This window comes from Paragemmobacter straminiformis (assembly GCF_014243445.1).
In the GTDB taxonomy this organism is placed as follows: Bacteria; Pseudomonadota; Alphaproteobacteria; order Rhodobacterales; family Rhodobacteraceae; genus Paragemmobacter; species Paragemmobacter straminiformis.
Window position 1 is genome coordinate 220743 of sequence record NZ_JACLQD010000005.1, and the last position, 20240, is coordinate 240982.

Annotated in this window: 19 protein-coding genes; 3 read left to right on the forward strand and 16 right to left on the reverse strand. The window is 66.2% G+C overall.

Going from position 1 to position 20240, the window contains the following annotated elements; translation table 11 throughout:
- Positions 1-87 precede the first annotated feature (87 nt).
- Positions 88-1065 (forward strand): UDP-glucose 4-epimerase GalE, encoded by a 978-nt coding sequence (gene galE, locus H7F16_RS16645; protein ID WP_185798926.1) that lies wholly within the window; start codon positions 88-90, stop codon positions 1063-1065.
- Positions 1066-1168: 103 nt separating this feature from the next.
- On the opposite strand, the gene H7F16_RS16650 is transcribed toward galE, so the two are convergent.
- The 9 genes from H7F16_RS16650 to glpD all read right to left on the reverse strand — a co-directional run bounded on the left by H7F16_RS16650 (position 1169) and on the right by glpD (position 11935).
- On the reverse strand, positions 1169-2308 hold the full coding sequence (locus tag H7F16_RS16650; RefSeq protein ID WP_185798753.1) for an iron-containing alcohol dehydrogenase: 1140 nt from the start codon (positions 2306-2308) through the stop codon (positions 1169-1171).
- A 314-nt stretch (positions 2309-2622) separates the two neighbouring features.
- The gene (gene glpK, locus H7F16_RS16655; RefSeq protein ID WP_185798754.1) at positions 2623-4107 is read right to left on the reverse strand and encodes a glycerol kinase GlpK; all 1485 of its coding nucleotides are present in this window, start codon (positions 4105-4107) and stop codon (positions 2623-2625) included.
- Between the two features lie 153 nt (positions 4108-4260).
- A complete protein-coding gene (locus H7F16_RS16660; protein ID WP_185798755.1) occupies positions 4261-5991 on the reverse strand; it encodes an ABC transporter substrate-binding protein in 1731 nt (576 codons plus the stop codon).
- 86 nt (positions 5992-6077) lie between these two features.
- Positions 6078-6479, reverse strand: coding sequence for a DUF2160 domain-containing protein (locus H7F16_RS16665; protein ID WP_185798756.1), 402 nt, complete (start codon positions 6477-6479; stop codon positions 6078-6080).
- Position 6480: 1 nt separating this feature from the next.
- Positions 6481-7284 (reverse strand): carbohydrate ABC transporter permease, encoded by an 804-nt coding sequence (locus H7F16_RS16670; RefSeq protein WP_185798757.1) that lies wholly within the window; start codon positions 7282-7284, stop codon positions 6481-6483.
- Between the two features lie 2 nt (positions 7285-7286).
- Positions 7287-8159 (reverse strand): carbohydrate ABC transporter permease, encoded by an 873-nt coding sequence (locus H7F16_RS16675; protein ID WP_185798758.1) that lies wholly within the window; start codon positions 8157-8159, stop codon positions 7287-7289.
- Positions 8159-9238 (reverse strand): ABC transporter ATP-binding protein, encoded by a 1080-nt coding sequence (locus tag H7F16_RS16680; protein WP_185798759.1) that lies wholly within the window; start codon positions 9236-9238, stop codon positions 8159-8161. Before H7F16_RS16680 ends, H7F16_RS16675 begins: the two co-directional genes overlap by 1 nt.
- Before the next feature lie 11 nt (positions 9239-9249).
- Entirely contained in the window at positions 9250-10338 is a 1089-nt protein-coding gene (locus tag H7F16_RS16685) for an ABC transporter ATP-binding protein (protein WP_185798760.1), read from the reverse strand.
- 7 nt (positions 10339-10345) lie between these two features.
- Positions 10346-11935 (reverse strand): glycerol-3-phosphate dehydrogenase, encoded by a 1590-nt coding sequence (gene glpD, locus H7F16_RS16690; protein WP_185798927.1) that lies wholly within the window; start codon positions 11933-11935, stop codon positions 10346-10348.
- A 297-nt stretch (positions 11936-12232) separates the two neighbouring features.
- Here glpD and H7F16_RS16695 point away from each other — a divergent pair, with 297 nt between their 5' ends.
- Positions 12233-12997, forward strand: a complete 765-nt coding sequence (locus H7F16_RS16695; protein WP_185798761.1) for a DeoR family transcriptional regulator — start codon at positions 12233-12235, stop codon at positions 12995-12997.
- Here the strand turns inward: H7F16_RS16695 and H7F16_RS16700 are convergent.
- From H7F16_RS16700 to rimO, 7 genes are all read right to left on the reverse strand, one after another.
- Positions 12989-13597 (reverse strand): alpha/beta hydrolase, encoded by a 609-nt coding sequence (locus H7F16_RS16700; protein ID WP_185798762.1) that lies wholly within the window; start codon positions 13595-13597, stop codon positions 12989-12991. The genes H7F16_RS16695 and H7F16_RS16700 overlap by 9 nt on opposite strands.
- On the reverse strand, positions 13594-14538 hold the full coding sequence (locus tag H7F16_RS16705) for a glutathione S-transferase family protein (protein ID WP_185798763.1): 945 nt from the start codon (positions 14536-14538) through the stop codon (positions 13594-13596). Before H7F16_RS16705 ends, H7F16_RS16700 begins: the two co-directional genes overlap by 4 nt.
- Positions 14539-14540: 2 nt before the next feature.
- Positions 14541-15323: a VOC family protein gene (locus tag H7F16_RS16710; protein WP_185798764.1), complete on the reverse strand. Its 783-nt coding sequence runs from the start codon at positions 15321-15323 to the stop codon at positions 14541-14543.
- 31 nt (positions 15324-15354) lie between these two features.
- The gene (locus tag H7F16_RS16715; protein ID WP_185798765.1) at positions 15355-15774 is read right to left on the reverse strand and encodes a DoxX family protein; all 420 of its coding nucleotides are present in this window, start codon (positions 15772-15774) and stop codon (positions 15355-15357) included.
- A 105-nt stretch (positions 15775-15879) separates the two neighbouring features.
- Positions 15880-16791, reverse strand: coding sequence for a LysR family transcriptional regulator (locus H7F16_RS16720; RefSeq protein WP_185798766.1), 912 nt, complete (start codon positions 16789-16791; stop codon positions 15880-15882).
- A 126-nt stretch (positions 16792-16917) separates the two neighbouring features.
- Positions 16918-17289, reverse strand: a complete 372-nt coding sequence (locus H7F16_RS16725) for a cytochrome-c oxidase (protein WP_185798767.1) — start codon at positions 17287-17289, stop codon at positions 16918-16920.
- Between the two features lie 105 nt (positions 17290-17394).
- A complete protein-coding gene (gene rimO / locus H7F16_RS16730; RefSeq protein ID WP_185798768.1) occupies positions 17395-18774 on the reverse strand; it encodes a 30S ribosomal protein S12 methylthiotransferase RimO in 1380 nt (459 codons plus the stop codon).
- Positions 18775-19170: 396 nt separating this feature from the next.
- Between rimO and H7F16_RS16735 the strand changes: the two genes are divergently transcribed.
- Complete coding sequence (locus H7F16_RS16735) at positions 19171-20199, forward strand: NAD(P)-dependent oxidoreductase (RefSeq protein ID WP_185798769.1); 1029 nt, start codon at positions 19171-19173, stop codon at positions 20197-20199.
- Positions 20200-20240: the final 41 nt, after the last annotated feature.

Here is a 20240-nt window from a genome sequence, read left to right on the forward strand (position 1 = left end):
GTTTAGGCAGCGTACGGTGGTGTTGCGGCCTCTCGCCTTTGCGGGGGCGGGGCGCTAGGCTTTGCGCGATTGGAACAGGAGTGGCCGGTGCCGGAACATGTGTTGGTGACGGGGGGCGCGGGATATATCGGCGCCCATGCCTGCAAGGCGCTTGCGGCGGCGGGATATGTGCCGGTCGCCTTTGACAACCTGTCGACGGGATGGGAGGCGGCGGTGCGCTACGGGCCGCTTGCGCGCGGCGATCTGATGGACCGCGCCAGCATAGATGCGGCCTTGGCGCAGTGGAAACCGGTGGCGGTGATGCATTTCGCGGCGCTGTCGCTGGTGGGCGAGTCGATGAAGGATCCGGGGCTTTACTGGCGGGTCAATGTGGGCGGGGCGCTGAACCTGATCGAGGCGACGATTGCCGCGGGGATCGGGGATTTCGTCTTTTCCTCGACCTGTGCCACCTATGGCGATCAGGACGGGGTGGTGCTGGACGAGGACACGGCCCAGCGCCCGATCAACGCCTATGGCGCGTCGAAGCTGGCGATCGAGCAGATGCTGGGGAATTTCCGCGAGAGCCACGGGTTGCGGACGGTGATCTTTCGCTATTTCAACGTGGCGGGGGCGGATCCGGCAGGGGAGCTGGGCGAACACCATGACCCCGAGACGCATCTCATTCCGGTGATGCTGGACGCGATCGGGGGCAAGCGCGGGGCGCTGACGGTGTTCGGATCGGATTATCCGACGGCGGATGGCACCTGCGTGCGCGACTATGTGCATGTGACCGATCTGGCCGATGCCCATGTGCGGGGCTTGCGCTGGTTGCAGGCGGGGCATGGCAGCCGCGTCTTTTGTCTGGGCACGGGGCAGGGCTATTCGGTGCGCGAGGTGCTGGACCATGCCCGCGTGGTGACGAACCGCGCGGTGCCCGTGGTCGAGGGTGCGCGGCGGGCCGGGGATGCGGCCAAGCTGGTCTGCGGGTCGGCGCGGGCAGTGACCGAGCTGGGTTGGCAGCCCGAGCGCGGCCTGGGCGAGATGATCCGCGATGCGTGGCGCTGGTCGCAAAACCCGCTTTACTGAGAGGCGGGCGATTTTTCTGCGAAAAATCGGGGCCGCCGTCCTGACACCTGCGCGCCCCGTGGCTGCGCGCGCATGAGTATTTGGGCAAGGCTGAAGGGGTGGGTCAGCCTGCGGCCTGCAGGATGGATACGAGGTCGGGCAGGTCGAGGGGGACGGGGTTGCCCTTCATCGACGAGGAGGTGCGGGCGGCTTCGGCCACCTCGGCATGGCGGGCGGCGGGCAGGCCCTGCGCGGTGAGCGGGGGGAGGCCGCAGTCCTTTGCCCATGCGGCCAGCGTTTCGGGGGCGGAAGCGGCGCTGCCGCCGAAGGTGGCGGCGACGAGGGTGCAGATCTCTTCGATGCGGCCCGAGGTCTGGCCCGTGCAGCGGGCGCGGTTCAGGCCAAGCGCGGGGCCGAGCAGGACACCGCAGATCGCGCCGTGGGCGGCGGGGGTGATGCCGCCGATCACGCCCGCAAGGCCGTGGACCACGCCGAGGCCCGCATTGGCCAGCGCGATGCCGCCGGTCAGGCTTGTCCATGCCAGCGCATCGCGGGCGGCGGGGTCTTCGGCCTGCATCAGGCGTTTCAGCGCGGCGAGGCCCGTTGCGATGGCGGGGCGGGTGATCGCGTCGGTATAGGGTGTCGCCTTGCACGACAGGTAAGGTTCGATCACCTGCGTGACCGCGTCGAGGCCGGAGGCGAGGGTGACGGCGCGGGGGCAATTGTCGGTCAGGGCGGGGTCGACGATGGCGAGCGCCGCGAACATGGCGTCGTCGCGCAGGCTGACCTTGCGCCCGTGGTCGGGCAGGCCGATTACGGCGTTCTTGGTGGCCTCGGCCCCCGTGCCTGCGGTGGTGGGCAGCGCGATAAAGGGCAGGGGCGGGGTGGCGAGGGGGAGGGCGCGGCCCACGACTTCGAGATGGTCCATCGCCCCGCCTGACGCCGGGATCAGGGCGGCAAGCGCCTTGCCGAGATCGAGTGCCGCGCCGCCGCCGAGGGCGACGACCCAGTGGGGCCGGTGGGCTTTGGCCTGCGCGGTGGCCGCGTTCAGGATGTCGAGCGTGGGTTCATGGGCGCAGGGCAGGGCGAGGATGTCGCAGCCCTGCGCGCGGAGCGCCTGTGCCAGCCATTCGGCGCGGGCGGGGTTTGCGCCATGTACCAGCACGCCGCGCGGCCCGAAGGCGGCGATCAGGGCGGGGGCTTTCTGCGCCTCGCCCCGCCCGAAGAGGATGCGGCGGGGAAGGGCGATGGCGAAGGGGGGCATGGCGGGCCTTTCGGGTTGGTACCTGCCGTGGACGGCGGCTTCTGTCTTAGCGGGAGGGTGCGGTCCGGTCAGGGTGCCTGTCGGGGCAGGCGTCGAGCGGGGGGCTGTCTGCCCCCCGACCCCCGAGGATATTTGCGCGGGTGTGAAAGGGCAAAGGTCGGTGTCCTGCTGCTTTCATGCTCGTTCAAATATCCTCGGGGGGAGGCGCGGCACGCGCCGTGGGGGGCAGACGGCCCCCCTGCGCGGCGGGTGAAGGGCGGGGTTCGGGGGAATTGCAGCCTGCCCTGTGTCGTCACGGGGAAGGGGGTGGCGCGTCATACCGACATGGTGGCGGCGACGGCGCGGCCCCAGCGGGCGTATTTCGCGCGGCGCGTCGCCTCGTCCATGTGCGGGGTGAAGCGGCGTTGCAGCGCCCATGAGCTTTGGAATTCGGCGGGGGGCGGGCAGAGGCCGGCTTGCAGGCCGGCAAGGTAGGCGGCCCCCAGCGCGGTGGTTTCCGTCACCACGGGGCGGTCGACGGGCGCGCCGAGGATGTCGGACAGGAATTGCATCGCCCAGTCCGAGGCCGTCATGCCGCCATCGACGCGGAGGACGCCATCGGCTGCGGCACCCCAGTCGGAGCGCATCGCTTCCAGAAGGTCGCGGGTCTGGTAGCCCACGCTTTCCAGCGCGGCCTTGGCCAGTTCGGCGGGGCCCGAGTTGCGCGTGAGGCCGTAGACCGCGCCGCGGCAGTCGGGCCGCCAATAGGGCGCGCCGAGGCCGGTGAAGGCGGGGACGAGGACCACGTCCTGCGCGGGGTCGGCGGCATCGGCCAGGGGCTGGGTTTCCCTGGCCTCGCGGATGATCTTAAGCCCGTCGCGCAGCCATTGCACGACCGCGCCCGCGATGAAGATCGAGCCTTCCAACGCATAGGTGGTCTGGCCGTTCAGGCGGTAGGCGATGGTGGTGAGAAGGCGGTTCTTCGACGGGACCATATCGGCGCCGGTGTTCAGCAGCGCGAAGCAGCCCGTGCCGTAGGTGGATTTCATCATGCCCGGCGCAAAGCAGGCCTGCCCCACGGTCGCGGCCTGCTGGTCGCCCGCGACGCCGAGGATCGGGATTTCGCGGCCGAAGAGGTCGGGGCGGGTGGTGCCGTAATCGGCGGCGCAGTCCCTCACCTCGGGCAGGAGGGACATGGGAATGTCGAGGAGGGCGCAAATCTCGGCGTCCCATTCGCCGCGCGCGATGTTGTAGACAAGCGTCCGCGCGGCGTTGGTGGCGTCGGTGGCGTGGACGCGGCCGCCGGTCAGCTTCCAGATGAGGAAGGTGTCGACGGTGCCGAAGGCGAGTTCGCCCCGCTTGGCGCGGTCGCGGGCGCCGGGGACATGGTCGAGCAGCCATTTGATCTTGGTGCCGGAGAAGTAGGGGTCGAGCAGCAGGCCCGTGCGGGCGGTGATCATCGGCTCGTGGCCCGCGTCTTTCAGCGCGGTGCAGGTGTCGGCGGTGCGGCGGTCTTGCCAGACGATGGCGCGGTGGATCGGCTCGCCCGTGGCGCGGTCCCAGATCAGGGTGGTTTCGCGCTGGTTGGTGATGCCGATGGCCGCGATGCTGGTGGCCTTGATCCCGGCCTTTTCGATGGCGGCGCGGGCGGTGCCTGCCACGGTGGACCACAGGTCGGACGGGTCGTGTTCGACCCAGCCCGAGGCGGGATAGTGCTGGGGGAACTCTTCCTGCGCGGAGGCGACCACGCGCAGGCCCGCGTCGAAGATGATGGCCCGCGAGGAGGTCGTGCCCTGGTCGATGGCGAGGATATGGGTCATGCTTTGCCCCCTTGGTCGTTTCTTCTTGCTGGTGGAGACACTCGCCCAAGCGCAGGGAGAGGCGCAAGCGGTTTGGCCGCGGGCGGGTGTCTCGACGAGGAAGAAGAGCGAGAGGGGGCGGGCGCCTGTGACGACGCCCGCCCCCCTTTGGCCTTAGCCCTGCTGCCAGGACTTGATCAGCTCGTCATAGGAGATCGTTTCGCCTTGCGGCTTTTCGTTCTCGAGCGGGCCGACCGGCGAGCCGGGTTCGTCGAGCCAGACCTGCGGGTCTTTCTCTTCGTTCAGCTTCGGGCCGATGTCGCCCTGAACGCCGGACTTCTCGATCCGGGCCAGGACTTTTTCCTGCTCGGCGCAGAGGCTGTCGAGCGCTTCCTGCGGGGTCTTGTCACCCGACATGGCGTCGCCGATGTTCTGCCACCACAGCTGCGCCATCTTCGGATAATCCGGGATGTTGGTGCCGGTGGGCGACCATGCGACGCGGGCGGGCGAGCGGTAGAATTCGACCAGACCGCCAAGCTTGTTCGCACGATCGGTGAAGGACTGGTGCTGGATGGTGGATTCGCGGATGAAGGTCAGGCCGACATGGCTTTTCTTCACGTCCACGGTCTTCGAGGTGACGAACTGGGCGTAGAGCCAGGCCGCCTGTGCGCGGTCGACGGGGGTGGATTTCATGAGAGTCCACGAGCCCACGTCCTGATAGCCGACCTTGGTGCCTTCGGACCAGTAAGCGCCGTGCGGCGAGGGGGCCATGCGCCACTTGGGCGTGCCGTCCTCGTTCATCACGGGCGTTCCGGGAACGACCGACGCCGCGGTAAAGGCGGTGTACCAGAACATCTGCTGGGCAATCGCACCCTGAGCCGGAACCGGGCCGGCTTCGCCGAAGGTCATGCCCTGCGCTTCCGGGGGCGTGTACTTCTGCAGCCATTCGATGGCCTTGGTCACGGCGTAGACGGCTGCCGCGTCGTTGGTGGCACCGCCACGCGCGACGCACGAACCGACCGGACGCGAGTTCTCGTCGACGCGGACGCCCCATTCATCGACCGGAAGGCCGTTGGGTTCGCCCTTGTCGCCCATGCCGGCCATCGACATCCACGCGTCGGTGTAGCGCCAGCCCAGGCTCGGGTCTTTCTTGCCGTAGTCCATGTTGCCATAGACGCCGGTGGCGGGGCCGCCCATGTAGGACATGTCGCGGCCGGTGAAGAATTCGGCGATGTCCTCGTAGGCGGACCAGTTCAGCGGAACGCCGAGGTCATAGCCGTATTTGGCCTTGAAGTCGTCCTTGGTCTTCTGGTCGTTGAACCAGTCGTAGCGGAACCAGTAAAGGTTCGCGAACTGCTGGTCGGGAAGCTGGTAGAGCTTGCCGTCCGGAGCGGTGGTGAACTTCGTGCCGATGAAGTCGGCCAGATCGATGTTCGGGTTGGTGACGTCCTTGCCTTCGCCGGCCATCCAGTCGGTCAGGTTGCGGACCTGCTGGTAGCGCCAGTGGGTGCCGATAAGGTCGGAGTCGTTGACATAGGCGTCGTAGATGTTCTCGCCCGACTGCATTTGCGTCTGAAGCTTCTCGACGACGTCGCCTTCGCCGATCAGATCGTGGGTGATCTTGATGCCGGTGATCGCGGTGAAGGCCGGAGCCAGCACTTTGGATTCGTATTCATGGGTGGCGATGGTTTCGGAAACCACCTTGATATCCATGCCGGCATAGGGTTTGGCGGCATCGATGAACCACTGCATCTCGGCTTCCTGATCGGCGCGCGACAGGGTCGAGAGGTCGCCGATTTCAGTGTCGAGGAAGGCCTTTGCGGCCTCCATATCGGCCCAAGCGGGGACCGAACCCATCGCCATCATCGCAAGCGCGAGGGCGGTGGTCGTGTGACGAAGTCTCATTGTAATCTTCCTCCCAGAGTTGATTTCGACTTCAGTTTGCCTTTCCGGCGGGTCTCCTACCCGCGTCGGTCAGGGGTCTTTCCCGTCTAGACCCAGCGGAATACCGCGATGGCGTAGACGAGGCAGAGGGCCAGCGCCCACCCGAGGGTGGGGCCGATCAGGAAGAGCCAGCCGAGGTTGATGAAGGCCGACCCGAGAAGGGTGATGAAAAGGCGGTCGCCGCGCGTCGTCTCGATCCGCAGCACGCCGGTGCGCGGGGTTTCGGGATAACGGATCGCCAGCAGCGTGAAGGCGATGAGCAGGCAGGCGATGATGAAGAAGAACAGCGCGACGGGGAAGGTCCAGGCCATCCAGCCGCCCTCGATCATCGGGTCGAACCAGAGAAAGCCGTCCTCGTCGCGCGGGGTGGCATAGACCAGCAGGCCAAGGATCGCGGCCAGAACGGCGGCGGTGGTGGCGTAGATCGTGTTCCAGCGGGTGGCGGTCATCTCATACCCTCCCGAGGGCGAAGCCCTTGGCGATGTAGTTGCGGACAAACCAGATCACCAGCGCGCCGGGGATGATGGTCAGCACCCCGGCCGCAGCCAGCACGCCCCAGTCCATGCCCGAGGCCGAGACCGTGCGTGTCATGGTGGCGACGATGGGTTTGGCGTTGACGGATGTCAGCGTGCGCGAGAGCAGCAGTTCCACCCAGCTGAACATGAAGCAGAAGAAGGCGGCGACGCCGATTCCGCTTGCGATGAGCGGCATGAAGATCTTGAGGAAGAAGCGCGGGAAGCTGTAGCCGTCGATATAGGCGGTTTCGTCGATTTCCTTGGGCACGCCGCGCATGAAGCCTTCGAGGATCCAGACCGCGAGGGGGACGTTGAAGAGGCAATGCGCCAAGGCCACGGCGATGTGCGTGTCGAACAGGCCGACCGAGGAGTAGAACTGGAAGAAGGGCAGCGCAAAGACGGCGGGCGGCGACATGCGGTTGGTCAGCAGCCAGAAGAACAGGTGCTTGTCGCCCATGAAGCTGTAGCGCGAGAAGGCATAGGCCGCGGGCAGCGCCACGAGGATCGAGATGACGGTGTTCATCACCACGTAGATGATCGAGTTGACGTAGCCCATGTACCAGCTCGGGTCCGTCAGGATGACCTCGTAGTTGCGGAAGGTCAGGTTGGCGGGGAAGTAGGTGAAGGTCGAGGTGATCTCCATGTTGGTCTTGAGGCTCATGTTCACGAGCCAGTAGATCGGGACCAGAAGGAAGAGGAGGTAGAGGGCCATCACGAGGCCATTGCCGCGCAGACGCATGGTTATCTCCCCTCGGCTTTATCAAGGTTGGTCATGACGGTGTAGAACACCCACGAGACGAGCAGGATCACGAGGAAATACATGATCGAGAAGGCGGCGGCGGGGCCGAGGTCGAATTGGCCGATGGCCATTTTGACAAGGTCGATCGACAGGAAGGTGGTCGAGTTGCCCGGTCCGCCGCCGGTGAGGACGAAAGGCTCGGTGTAGATCATGAAGCTGTCCATGAAGCGCAGCAGCACCGCGATGAGCAGCACCCCCTGCATCTTCGGCAGTTCGATGTAGCGGAACACGCTCCAGCGGCTGGCCTGATCGACGCGGGCGGCCTGATAGTAGGCCTGCGGGATGGATTGCAGGCCCGCATAGCACAGCAGGGAGATCAGCGAGGTCCAGTGCCAGACATCCATGATGATGATGGTCACCCAGGCGTCGATGGGGTCGTTGGTGTAGTTGTAGTCGATTCCGAAGGCCGCGAGCGTGTGGCCCAGAAGGCCGATGTCCACCCGCCCGAAGATTTGCCAGATCGTGCCCACGACGTTGAAGGGGATCAGCAGCGGCAGCGACATCAGCACAAGGCAAAGGCTGGCCCAGACGCCCTTTTTCGGCATGTTGAGCGCGATGTAGATGCCAAGCGGCACCTCGATGGCAAGGATGATCGCCGAGAAGAGGACCTGACGGCCAAGGGCCGCGTGGAGGCGGTCGGAGGAGACCATCTCCTCGAACCATGCAAGGCCGTTCCAGAAGAACTGGTTGTCGCCGAAGGTGTCGTTGACCGAATAGTTCACCACCGTCATCAGCGGGATGATGGCCGAGAAGGCCACCACCACCAGCACGGGCAGGACGAGGAACCACGCCTTGTTGTTGAGTGTCTTGTCCATCAGGCGGCCCTTTCCGGTGCGACGCGCCAGTCGTCGGCGTAGACGTTGATGCGGTCGGGCGTGAAGGTCACATGGGTAAGGCTGGCATCGACGGCCATGCCTTCGGGGGCGATGACGTTGACGGTGTTGCCGCCCACCTCGCCCCGGATGATGCGGTGGCGGCCCACATCCTCGACCCGTTTGATGGTGATGGGCAGGCCCGCGCCTTCGGTCAGCACGGCGTATTCGGGGCGGATGCCGATCTGCGTGCGGCCTTTCACATGGCCGTAGGCCGCACCGAGCGGGACGGTCGAGCCCATGACATGGGCGTGGTTGCCGTGGATCTCGGCGGGCAGCAGGTTCATGCCGGGCGAGCCGATGAAATAGCCGACGAAGGTGTGTTGCGGCGTTTCGAACAGTTCTTCGGGCGTGCCCATCTGGACCACGCGGCCGTCATACATGACGACGACCTTGTCGGCGAAGGTCAGCGCTTCGGTCTGGTCGTGGGTGACGTAGATCATCGTATGGCCGAATTCGCGGTGCAGCTGTTTGAGCTGGGTGCGAAGTTCCCATTTCATATGCGGGTCGATCACGGTCAGCGGTTCGTCGAAGAGGATGGCGTTGACATCCTCGCGCACCATGCCACGGCCGAGGCTGATCTTTTGCTTGGCGTCGGCGGTCAGGCCGCGCGCCTTTTTGTCGAGCATCGCCTCCATCCCGATCATGGCCGCGATCTGGCCGACGCGGCCCTTGATGTAGGCGGCGTCCATGCCACGGTTGCGCAGCGGGAAGGCGAGGTTCTCGCGCACGGTCATTGTGTCGTAGACGACCGGAAACTGGAACACCTGCGCGATGTTGCGCTGGGCGGTTTCGGCATCGGTCACATCGGTTTCGCCGAACAGGACGCGGCCCTGGCTTGGGCGCAGCAGGCCCGAGATGATGTTGAGAAGCGTGGTCTTGCCGCAGCCGCTGGAGCCGAGCAGCGCATAGGCGCCGCCGTCGTCCCAGACGTGGTCCATCTCCTTGAGCGCGAAGTCGGATTCGGATTTGGGGGCGGGGTTGTAGCTGTGGGCGAGGGTCTTGAGGGTGATCTTGGCCATGTGCGTTCCCCTTATGCCGCTGTCGCGTAGGACGCGGGTGCGGCAAGGCGGCCCGAGGCGTCGAAGATATAGGCGTGGGCGGGGTCGAGCCAGAGGCTGACATTGGCCCCCGGTGTCAGGTCATGCACGCCATGCACGAGGGCGACCCAGCGTTCGGGACCATGCGTCAGGTGCAGGAAGGTTTCCGAGCCGGTGATCTCGGTCACGCCGAGGGTGCAGGGAAATTCAACCGCAGAGCCGGAATGCACGTTCAGGTGCAGGTGGTTTGCGCGGAAACCGGCGGTGTAGCGGCCATCGGGCAGGCTGGCAAAGACACCGTCGGCGGGGGCGTTCGCGTTGCCGCCGAAGTTGATGCGGTGGCCTTCCTTGTAGCAGGCGGTGAAGTTCATCGGCGGGTCGCTGAACACGCGGGCGGTGGTGGCATCGGCGGGCTGGCGGTAGACATGGGGCGTCGCGCCGAACTGGGTGACGCGGCCTTCCCACAGGGTGGCGGTGTTGCCGCCCAGAAGCAGGGCTTCTTCGGGTTCGGTGGTGGCATAGACGAAGATCGCGCCGGATTCTTCAAAGATGCGGGGGATTTCGGCGCGCAGCTCTTCGCGCAGCTTGTAGTCGAGGTTGGCAAGCGGTTCGTCGAGCAGGACGAGGCCCGCCCCTTTGACAAGCGCGCGGGCGAGGGCGCAGCGCTGCTGCTGCCCGCCGGACAGTTCAAGGGGTTTGCGCCCCAGCATCGGCGTCAGCTTGAGCATCTCGGCCGTTTCACGCACGGCGCGGTCCACCTCGGCGGTGGATTTTCCCATCAGGCGCATGGGAGAGGCGATGTTGTCATAGACGCTCATCGCGGGGTAGTTGATGAATTGCTGGTAGACCATCGCGACCTTGCGGTCCTGCACACGCTGGCCCGTCACATCCTGCCCGTGCCAGAGGATGCGGCCCGAGGTCGGCACGTCGAGCCCCGCCATGAGGCGCATCAGCGAGGTCTTGCCCGAAAGCGTCGGCCCGAGCAGCACGTTCATCGTGCCCTTTTCGAGCGCGAGGGTCGTGGGGTGGACATGCACCTGCCCCTTGACCGACCGGCTGACGGATTGAAGTTCCAGAGCCATTATCCCCTCACTCTGCTGCGGGGCTGATGGCCCCGTCTTTTTGGGCAGACTGCGCGTTTGCCTGCGTTGACATGTAAGCGTCGAGTGCCGCGATCTGTTCCTGCGCCAGTCGCAGGCCAAGCTTGGTGCGGCGCCAGACGACATCGGCGGCTTGGGTTGCGAATTCATGGGCCATGAGCCAGCGCACCTCGGCCTCGGTCAGGGTCGCGCCGAAGTCCTGGCCAAGATCGGCGGCCGATTTTGCCGCGCCAAGGATGCTTGCCGCTTCGGTGCCGTAGGCGCGGATCAGGCGGGCGGCGTGGTAGTCGGACAGGTAGGGATGCGCCGTCTTGAGCGCCGCGGTCAGGGCGGGGACGCCATCGACCGGAAAGTTGCCGCCCGGCAGGGGGACACGCGCGGTCCAGGGCGCGCGGGCGGCGGGGAAGAAGGGGGTCAGCTTTTCCAGCGCGGATTCGGCAAGGCGGCGATAGGTGGTGATCTTGCCGCCGAACACGTTCAGCAGCGGCGCGCCGTTGCCATCAAGCGAGAGGACATAGTCGCGCGTGGCGGCGGTGGCCGATTTCGCGCCGTCGTTATACAGCGGGCGGACGCCGGAATAGGTCCAGACCACATCCTCCTTGGTGACGGGTTTGGCGAAATACTGGCTGGCGAAGGCCAAGAGGTAGTCGCGCTCCTCGTCGGTGCAGACGGCGTCTTTCGGGGCGCCCTGATGGTCTTTGTCGGTGGTGCCGATCAGGGTGAAGTCCTGTTCGTAGGGGATGGCGAAGATGATGCGGCCATCGGTGCCCTGAAAGAAGTAGCAGCGGTCGTGGTCGTAGAGTTTGCGGGTGACGATATGCGAGCCGCGCACGAGGCGGACGCCTTCGGTCGAATTGATGCGGGCGACGTTGCGGATCACGTCCTCGACCCAGGGGCCGCCCGCGTTGACGAGGGCGCGGGATTTGTAGGTGGCGCGGCCCTCGGGTCCGTCGACGGTGATGGTCCAATGGTCGCCCGAGCGGTCGGCGCTGAGGACACGGGTGCGCGTCAGGATGGTGGCCCCGCGTTCGGCGGCATCGCGGGCGTTGAGCGAGACGAGTTTGGAATCCTCGACCCAGCAATCGGAATATTCGTAGGCATGGGCAAACCGCTTTTGCAGCGGCGCGCCCGCGGCATCGCGCGTGAGGTCGAGCGTGCGGGTGGCGGGCAGGATCTTGCGTCCGCCCAGCGTGTCATAAAGGAACAGGCCGAGGCGGATCAGCCATGCGGGGCGGCGGCCCTTCATCCACGGCATGATGCGCGACAGAAGGCGTCCGGTGGGGGTGTCGCCCTCGAACCGCATGTCGGGGTGATAGGGCAGCACGAAGCGCATGGGCCACGAGATGTGGGGCATGGCGGCAAGCAGGGTCTCGCGCTCTTCCAGCGCCTCGCGCACCAGACGGAATTCGAAATACTCGAGATAGCGCAGGCCGCCGTGGAACAGCTTGGTCGAGGCGGAGGACGTGGCCGAGGCGAGGTCGGATTGTTCGGCAAGCACCACCGACAGGCCACGGCCCGTGGCGTCACGGGCGATGCCGCAGCCGTTGATGCCGCCGCCGATGATGAAAAGGTCCGCCATGTCGGGCGGGGTCTGTCTGGTCACGCCGGTTTCCTCCCTAGCGGGTGTAACGTGGTCCGAATCGAAGCGATTGGTCAACGCATTTTTTCGCTTTTGTGCGATTCAGCGAAAAAGCGAACATTTTCGCGCTTGCAGCATCGCTAAGCCGCTGATTTCACGGGAATGTGAGGGCGTGCGCGCATCTTCGCGCTGCGCTGCGGCGTAAGGAAGGGCTGTCTTTTCGGACTTGATTGCCCAGTAAGCTTGAATAACTGTGGCTTATTGTCCCGCGCGGATAAGTGAAAGAAAGGGAACATCGTGGCGCTCAGCTTCCGGCAAAGCGAAATCCTCGAGCTTGCCCGCGCCGAGGGGCGCGTGGTGGTCGAGGACCTTGCCCAGCGCTTTGACGTGACCTTGCAGACCATCCGGCGCGATCTGACCGAATTGGCCGATCTGGGCCATCTTGACCGTGTGCATGGCGGGGCGGTGCCCAAGACGGGTGTGGCGAACCTTGGCTATGAACAGCGGCGGCGCATGAACGAGGGGGCAAAGGCGGCCATCGCCCGCGCCTGCGCGGCGGCGATACCGGAAAACTGTTCGCTGATCATGAACCTTGGCACGACCACCGAGGCTGTCGCCTGCGAGTTGCTGGGGCATCGCAATATCACCGTGGTGACCAACAACATGAACGTCGCCAATACGCTGGCCGCCAATCCGGGATGCGAGATCATGGTGGCGGGGGGCGCGCTGCGGCGGTCGGACGGCGGGCTGGTGGGAGAGTTGACCACGCAGTTCTTCGAGCAGTTCAAGGTGGATTATGCGGTGATCGGGGCTTCGGCGCTTGATCGGGACGGGGATCTGCTCGACTTCGATCTGGCCGAGGTGCGGGTGTCGAAGGCGATCATCCGGCAGGCACGCAAGGTGTTTCTGGTCTGCGACCATTCCAAGCTGGACCGCTCCGCCCCTGCGCGCCTCGCCTCGCTGTCCGAGATTACCGTGCTGTTCACCGACCAGCCCCTGCCGCAGGAGTTGGCGCGGAAATGCGCCGAATGGGGGACCGAGGTGGTCGTCGCCTCAGACTGAGGCGGGTTCCATCCAGCGGGCGAGAAGCGTCCGTGCGGCGGCAAGGCCCTGCGGTCCGGGGGCGTGGCCCACGCGATCCTCGAGGATGAGGTCGGCATCTGCGCCTGCGGCGGCAAGGGCTGCGCGGGCGGCCCGGGCCTCGGAGGCGGGGATGACGCTGTCTTGCAGGCCGTGGGCGATGAGGATCGGGCAGGCCGCCGGAGCAAGGGGCGGGGCCGAGGCGAGACGGCCGGAAAAGGCCACGAGCGCCCCCACCTGCCAGCGGCCCGTGGCCACGGCATCAAGCGCCATGATCGCCCCCTGGGAAAAGCCGATCAGGGCGACGCGGGCGGGGTCGGATATTCCATGCGCGGCCATCTGGGCACGCAGCGTTTCGTCGAAGGGCGCGCGGGCGGCTGCGATGCGGGCGGGGCGGTTTTCGGCCGTGACCCCGGCCACGCTGAACCATTGCCGCGCGGGGCCTGCGGGCGATGCGTCAAAGGCAAAGGGGGCATCGGGGGCGGCAAAGGCAAGGCCGGGCAGGGCCAGATGGTCGGCCATCCACGCGATCGAGGAGCCGTGCGCGCCGACGCCGTGCAGGAAGATGGCAAGATGGGTCATGTGGTGATCCAGTCGAGTTGCGGGCCAAGGGGAACGATGCCGTTCGGGTTCAGCGCCTTGATCGAGTAGTAGCCGCGTTTGATGTGGTCGATGCTGACGGTCCCGGCCACGCCGTTCAGGCGGTAGACGCGGGCGACATAGGCCGAAAGCGCGGGGTAATCCGCGATGCGGCGCAGGTTGCATTTGAACAGGCCGTGATAGGCCGCGTCGAAGCGGGCGAGGGTCACGAAAGCGCGGATGTCGGTTTCGGTGAAGCGGTCGCCGTGCAGCCATTCGCGGCCATCCGACAGACGGGCTTCCAGCATGTCGAGCGTGGCAAAGACCTGCGCGAAGGCTTCGTCATAGGCGAGCTGGGTGGTGGCGAAGCCCGCGCGATAGACGCCGTTGTTGAGCGTGTGGTAGATCGCGTCGTTCAGCGTGTCGATGTCGGCGGCAAGGTCGGCAGGGTAAAGGTCGGGGCCGCTGGCAAGGGGGCCGAAGGCGGTGTTGAACATGCGCAGGATCTCGGCGCTTTCGTTGTTGACGATCTGGCCCGTGGCCTTGTCCCACAGCACCGGAACGGTGGCGCGGCCGTTCACGCGCGGGTCGGCCTTGGTGTAGATTTCGTGCATGAAGGCCGCGCCGTTGACCGGGTCTGCCCCTGCCGCGATGCGCCAGCCTTCGTCGGTCACCCCGGGTTCGGTGACGGTGACCGAAATCACGCTGTCCAGCCCCTTGAGCTTGCGTGCGATCAGCGTGCGGCTGGCCCAGGGGCAGATGAGTGCCACGTAAAGGTGGTAGCGCCCCGCTTCCGCCCTGAAGCCGCCCTTGCCCGTCGGGCCTGCGCTGCCGTCAGCGGTGATCCAGTTGCGGAAGGTCGAGGACTGGCGGACGAAGCCGCCCTTTTCGTCCTTGGCCTGAACGGGGTCCCATTTGGCGGTCCATTTTCCATCGACGAGCATGGTCAGTTCTTTCCGGTAAATTCGATCTCGATGCCCCACGGGTCGGTCACGCGGGTTTGGGCGGGCAGGGTGTCGGCGCGAAGCGTGAAGCCGTTCAGGCCGGTTCCGCCCTCGCGTTTGCCGGCGCCACGGCTGTTCCAGATGTTGGCGCCGATGTGGTGGTGATAGCCGCCCGAGGCCATGAAGGCGGCGCCGGGGTAATGGGCCATCACCTCGAAGCCGAGGTCGCCTGTGTAGAAGGCTTCGGCATCGGCCACGTTGCCGACTTGCAGGTGGATATGGCCGACGGTGGTGCCGACGGGCGCGCCCTGCCACGGCGATTTGGCCGAGGCGGCGAGGTCGTCGATATCGAGCGGGTCGGTGGACATCTTGATCTTGCCGTCCGCGCCGCGCCAGCTGGCACGGGGGCGGTCGGAGTAGATTTCGATGCCGTTGCCTTCGGGATCGGCGAAGTAGATCGCTTCCGAGACGAGGTGATCAGAGGCGCCCTGCACCGGAAGGCGCGAGGACGAGGCATGGTGGACCCATGCGCCAAGGTCGGCGCGGCTGGGCAGAAGGAAGGCGGTGTGGAACAGCCCGGCCTCGCGCGGCGAGGATTTGCGGGCTGCGCGGTCGGCGGTCAGCTCGAGCAGGACGCGCGAGCCTGCGCCGAGGCGGGCCGTGGTGCCGTCGCCGCCCAGCTTTTCAAGGCCGATGGCGCGGGCGTAGAAGTCGCTGACCTTGGTCAGATCGTTCACGGTAAGCCGGACAGTGCCGATTTCAAGCGGGGCGGCGGCGGTGGACATGTGCGTATTCCTTGCGATGTGGCCAGTGGCCTCAGGATTTCGAGACAGAGTAGGCGCCGTCACCCAGCAGGGCCAGAGCCCAGAGGGTGATTGCCCAGAAGGCGGGGAATTCCCAGCCGCCGTTCGGGTTCGAGAAGAAGAAGCCGTTGGCGAAGTGGGGCGCGTAGATCGAGCCGAGCAGGATCACCGACAGGCCAAGCGCCACGAGGCGCGTCTTGAAGCCCGCGATCAGGGCGATGCCGCCGAGGAGTTCGGCCGCGATGACGAGATAGGCGAGGACGCCCGGCAGCCCGAGCGATTCGAAGAAGCCGACGGTGCCGGGAATGGTGAAGACGAAGATCTTGAGGCCGGCATGCAGAAGGAACCAGACGCCCGAGGTCACGCGCAGAAGCGTGGCGGCGAGGTCGGCATTGCTGGCGGCGGTGGCGGGGCGGGAAAGCGTGGCGGTCATGGGAAGGACTCCGGTTGGTTTGTTTCGATGGGCTCTAGATGGCCCAATTCCGTTCCGGTTATAATCCATGATGTTGGCAGGATATTCCTTCCCTATTGGAAGCAATCAATGCGCCAAAGCCGCCCAGTCGGTGACGTTGCGGTAGCGGTCGGCCAGAAAGTCGACCAGCACGCGCACCTTGGCGGCAAGGTGCCGGCCGGGCGGGTAAAGGACGTAGATGCCGCCGAAATCCTCGGCATAGGCAGCCAGAAGCGCCCTTGTGCGCCCGGATTTGACGCTTGCTGCGGCGACGAAATCGGGGACGTTGGCGATGCCGAGGCCCATTTCGGCCGCGCGCAGGCAGGCTTCGGCGTTGGAATAGCGCAAACGGCCGCGCAACGGCACCGAGAGCGGACCCTGGGGCGTTTCGAACCGCCATTGCAGCGGGTCGCGGAAGTTGGTGTCGATGATGCAGTCATGCGCGGTCAGGTCGCCGGGATGCTGCGGCGTGCCGCGCCGCGCGAGGTAGGCGGGCGAGGCGACGGGGACGGTGACCATGCCGCAGAGCTTGCGCGCGATCAGGCTGGAATCGACGGCGCGGCCCGCGCGGATCGCGGCGTCGAACCCTTCGTCGACAAGGTTCACCACGCGGTCGGTGAAGCTGACGTCGAGTTCGATTTCCGGATAGGCGGCGGCAAAGTCGTTCAGCGCGGGCACGAGCTGGACGATGCCGAAGGTGAGGGGGGCCGTGAGCTTCAGCCTGCCGCGCGGACTGGCGCTGCTGCTTTTCACCAGCGCGTCGAGGTTGTCGAATTCGTCGAGGATGCCGCGCAGGCGGTCGAAGTAGGCCTGACCCACCTCGGTCGCGGAAAGCGCGCGGGTGGTGCGGTTGAGCAGGCGCACGCCAAGGTCGGCTTCAAGTTTCGAGACGAGTTTGGAGGCCTGTCCCGACGAGGTGCCGATCCGGGCCGCCGCTGCGGCGAAACTGCCCGTCTCCATCACCGCGACGAACATGCGGTCGCAGTCGAGCCTGTCCATTGCTGTCGCCTCCGCAGGGATGGGGGCGATTTTCGCGCCTTTGCTTCCGTTTGGGAAGCGGAAAAGGGCCGGGGGTGACCCGGCCCTTGTTGGATCTTGCCCTGTCGCGCCGCGCGGTGCCGCGGCTCAGGCGTTCTTGAACACGTTGATCGCCCAGCAGGCCACGCCCAGAAGGACGGTGACTTCGGCAATGGGGAAGATGATGCCGATGCCTTCGCCGACCATGCCGCTCATCAAGAGGAACAGGCCGACGAGCAGCACGAGGGCGCCGATCTGGTGCAGCCAGAAATGCGCCTTGGCAAGCGTGCCGCCCGCAAGCGCGGGGATGACGCGATAGGCGACCCCGAAGAGGGTCATCAGCGTGAAGCCGAGAAGGTTGATATGGGCATGCACGGGGGCAAGCGAATGGTCGCCCGATCCGCCCATGTAGCTGCCGAGGATGATGCCGACGAGAAGATAAAGGCTACCGATGACGATGAAATTCCGAGAGATGTTCATGTCCCTAGTCCCTGTTGACGGCGGATCAGCGCCCGCCTGTCCTCAATTATAACTAAAGGACATAGGAATTCATCCGAATTCCAGTGGAACTCCACGAAAGGCAGGTCAGGCGCGGCGGCCCCAGAGGTCGTATTCGCCGGCCTCCTCGACCGTGACGGCTAGGATGTCGCCGGGGGCGAGGGTTTCGAAATCCTCGTCGATGTAGAGGTTGCCGTCGATCTCGGGCGCGTCGGCCATGGTGCGGCAGGTGGCGCCTTCGTCGTCGACCTCGTCCACGATGACTTGCAGGGTGCGGCCGACCTTGGCTTCGAGCTTGGCTTCGGAAATGGCTTGCGCCTTTTGCATGAACCGCTCCCAGCGCTCTTGCTTCAGTTCTTCGGGCACGTGGTCGGGCAGGGCGTTCGAGCGGGCTCCGGCGACGTTTTCGTATTTGAAGCAGCCGACACGGTCGAGTTGCGCTTCATCCAGCCAGTCGAGCAGGGTCTGGAATTCGGCCTCGGTCTCGCCGGGGTAGCCGACGATGAAGGTGGAGCGGAGCGTGATGTCGGGGCATTGGGCGCGCCATGCGGCGATTTCGTCCAGCGTCCGCGCGGCGGCGGCGGGGCGGGCCATGCGCTTGAGGGTATCGGGATGCGCGTGCTGGAAGGGGATGTCGAGATAGGGCAGCACCAGCCCCTCGGCCATCAGCGGGATCAGGTCGCGCACATGGGGGTAGGGGTAGACGTAATGCAGGCGCACCCATGCGCCCAGCTTGCCCATCTCGCGCGCGAGGTCGGTGATATGGGCGCGCACCTCGCCGCCTTTCCAGGGCGACAGGTCGTGGCGGCGGTCAACGCCATAGGCCGAGGTGTCCTGGGAGATGACGAGAAGTTCGCGCACGCCCGCTTCGACCAGCTTTTCCGCCTCGCGCAATATCGCATGGGCCGGGCGGCTGACGAGTTTGCCGCGCATGTCGGGGATGATGCAGAATTTGCAGGCGTGGTTGCAGCCTTCGGAGATCTTCAGATAGCTGTAGTGCCGCGGGGTGAGGGTGACACCCGTTGCCGGAAGCAGGTCGATGAACGGATCGGGCGCGGGCGGCACGGCGGCGTGGACCGCGTCGAGCACCGCCTCGTACTGGTGCGGTCCGGTGACGGCGAGCACCTTGGGATGCGCGCCGGTGATGTATTCGGGTTCGGCGCCAAGGCAGCCCGTGACGATGACGCGGCCGTTTTCCACCAGCGCCTCGCCGATGGCATCAAGGCTTTCGGCCTTTGCGCTGTCGAGAAAGCCGCAGGTGTTCACGATCACCGCATCGGCACCCTTGTAATCGGGGCTGATGGCATAGCCTTCGGCGCGCAGGCGGGTCAGGATGCGTTCGCTGTCGACGAGTGCCTTGGGGCAGCCCAGAGAGACCATGCCGATGGTCGGCTGGCCTGCGCGCCGCGTGTCGGGCACGAAAGCGCGGGCAAGGTCGGGGCGGAGGTTCGGCGGGTTGTCGGTCATGGCGTGCCTTTAGCAAGGCGGGCGTCATAACGCAAAGGCCGCGCTTCGGAAAGAGCGGTGATCTGGCGGCGCGGCGTGCCGCCGCACGCCCCTTTGCGCTGACGCGCGCGAAGAGGGGGGCTTTGCGCCCCCCGCCGCAGTCCGCTGGCGCGGCCCGCGGTCCCCCCCGCAGGATATTTGGGCGAGTATGAAAGCGGCAGGGGCGTCCCTTTTCCTCTTGCCGCGAAATATCCTCGGGGGGTGAGCCGCCCTGCGGGGCGGCGAGGGGGGCAGACAGCCCCCCTGCCTTCGCGCGCGGCAGCGCTTTTGGCGTGCGGCGGCACGCCGCTCTGCCGGATTGGCGGTTGATGGCGGGCGGGCGGCACCGTAGCGTCCGGAAAAAGAGGAGTGTTCGCCGTGACCGATAGCCGCCCGCTGATCCTGTCTTGCCCGCTGCCGCGCAGTCTGGAGTTGATCTTCGCGCCCGATCGTCTTGCGGCGTTGCGCGCGGGCTACCGGATCGTCGAGACGACCGACGAGGACCTGCCCGGCCTGCCCGACGCGGTGCTGGCCGAGGCGCGCTACATCATCGGCCAGCCGCCGCTGGATATGGCCACGCTGGCGCGGCTTGCATCGCTGCGCTGCATCTTCAACGTGGAATCGAACCTGATCAACAACATGCCCTATGACGAGGTGTTCCGGCGGGGCATCCATGTCGTGACCACGGGGGCGGTCTTTGCACAGCCGGTGGCCGAGATCGGGCTTGGTTTTGCGCTGTCGCTGTTGCGCAACATCCACGGGGCGGATGCCGATTTCCGTGCGGGGGCCGAGCTGTGGGGCGGGGATGGCAACGCTGCGGCGCGTTTGCTGACCGGGGCCGAGGTTGGGATCATCGGGTTCGGCGATCTGGGCCGGGCGGTGGCGCGGGTGCTGACGGGCTTTGCCCCGCGCCTGCGGATCTATGACCCGTGGCTGCCCGCGTCGAAACTGCGCGATGCGGGGGCGCGGCCTTGCGGGTTGGACGAGGTGCTGTCGCAATCCGACGTGGTGTTCTGCACCGCCGCCGTGACCAGCGAGAACCGCAGTTTCCTTGGGGCCGAGGCTTTCGCCAGCATGCGCAAGGGGGCGGCTTTCCTGCTTTTGTCGCGGGCGGATGTGGTGGATTTCGCGGCGTTGATGGCGGCGGTCCGGTCGGGGCATATCCTTGCCGCGTCGGATGTCTTTCCCGAGGAGCCTTTGGCGGCGGACCATCCGGTCAGGTCGATTCCCGGTTTCCTGCTCTCGGCGCATCGGGCGGGGGCCCTTGACATCGCCTTCAAGCGGATGGGCGAGATGGTGCTGGAGGATCTGGCCCTGCTCGACCGCGACCTGCCGCCGATGGTGTGCAAGCGGGCCGAGCGCGAGACCGTGGCGCGGTTCCGGTCGAAGCCCGTCACGCGCAACTGATGCGCTTGCCTGCGGCGGGGATGCGCGCCTAGGGTAACGCG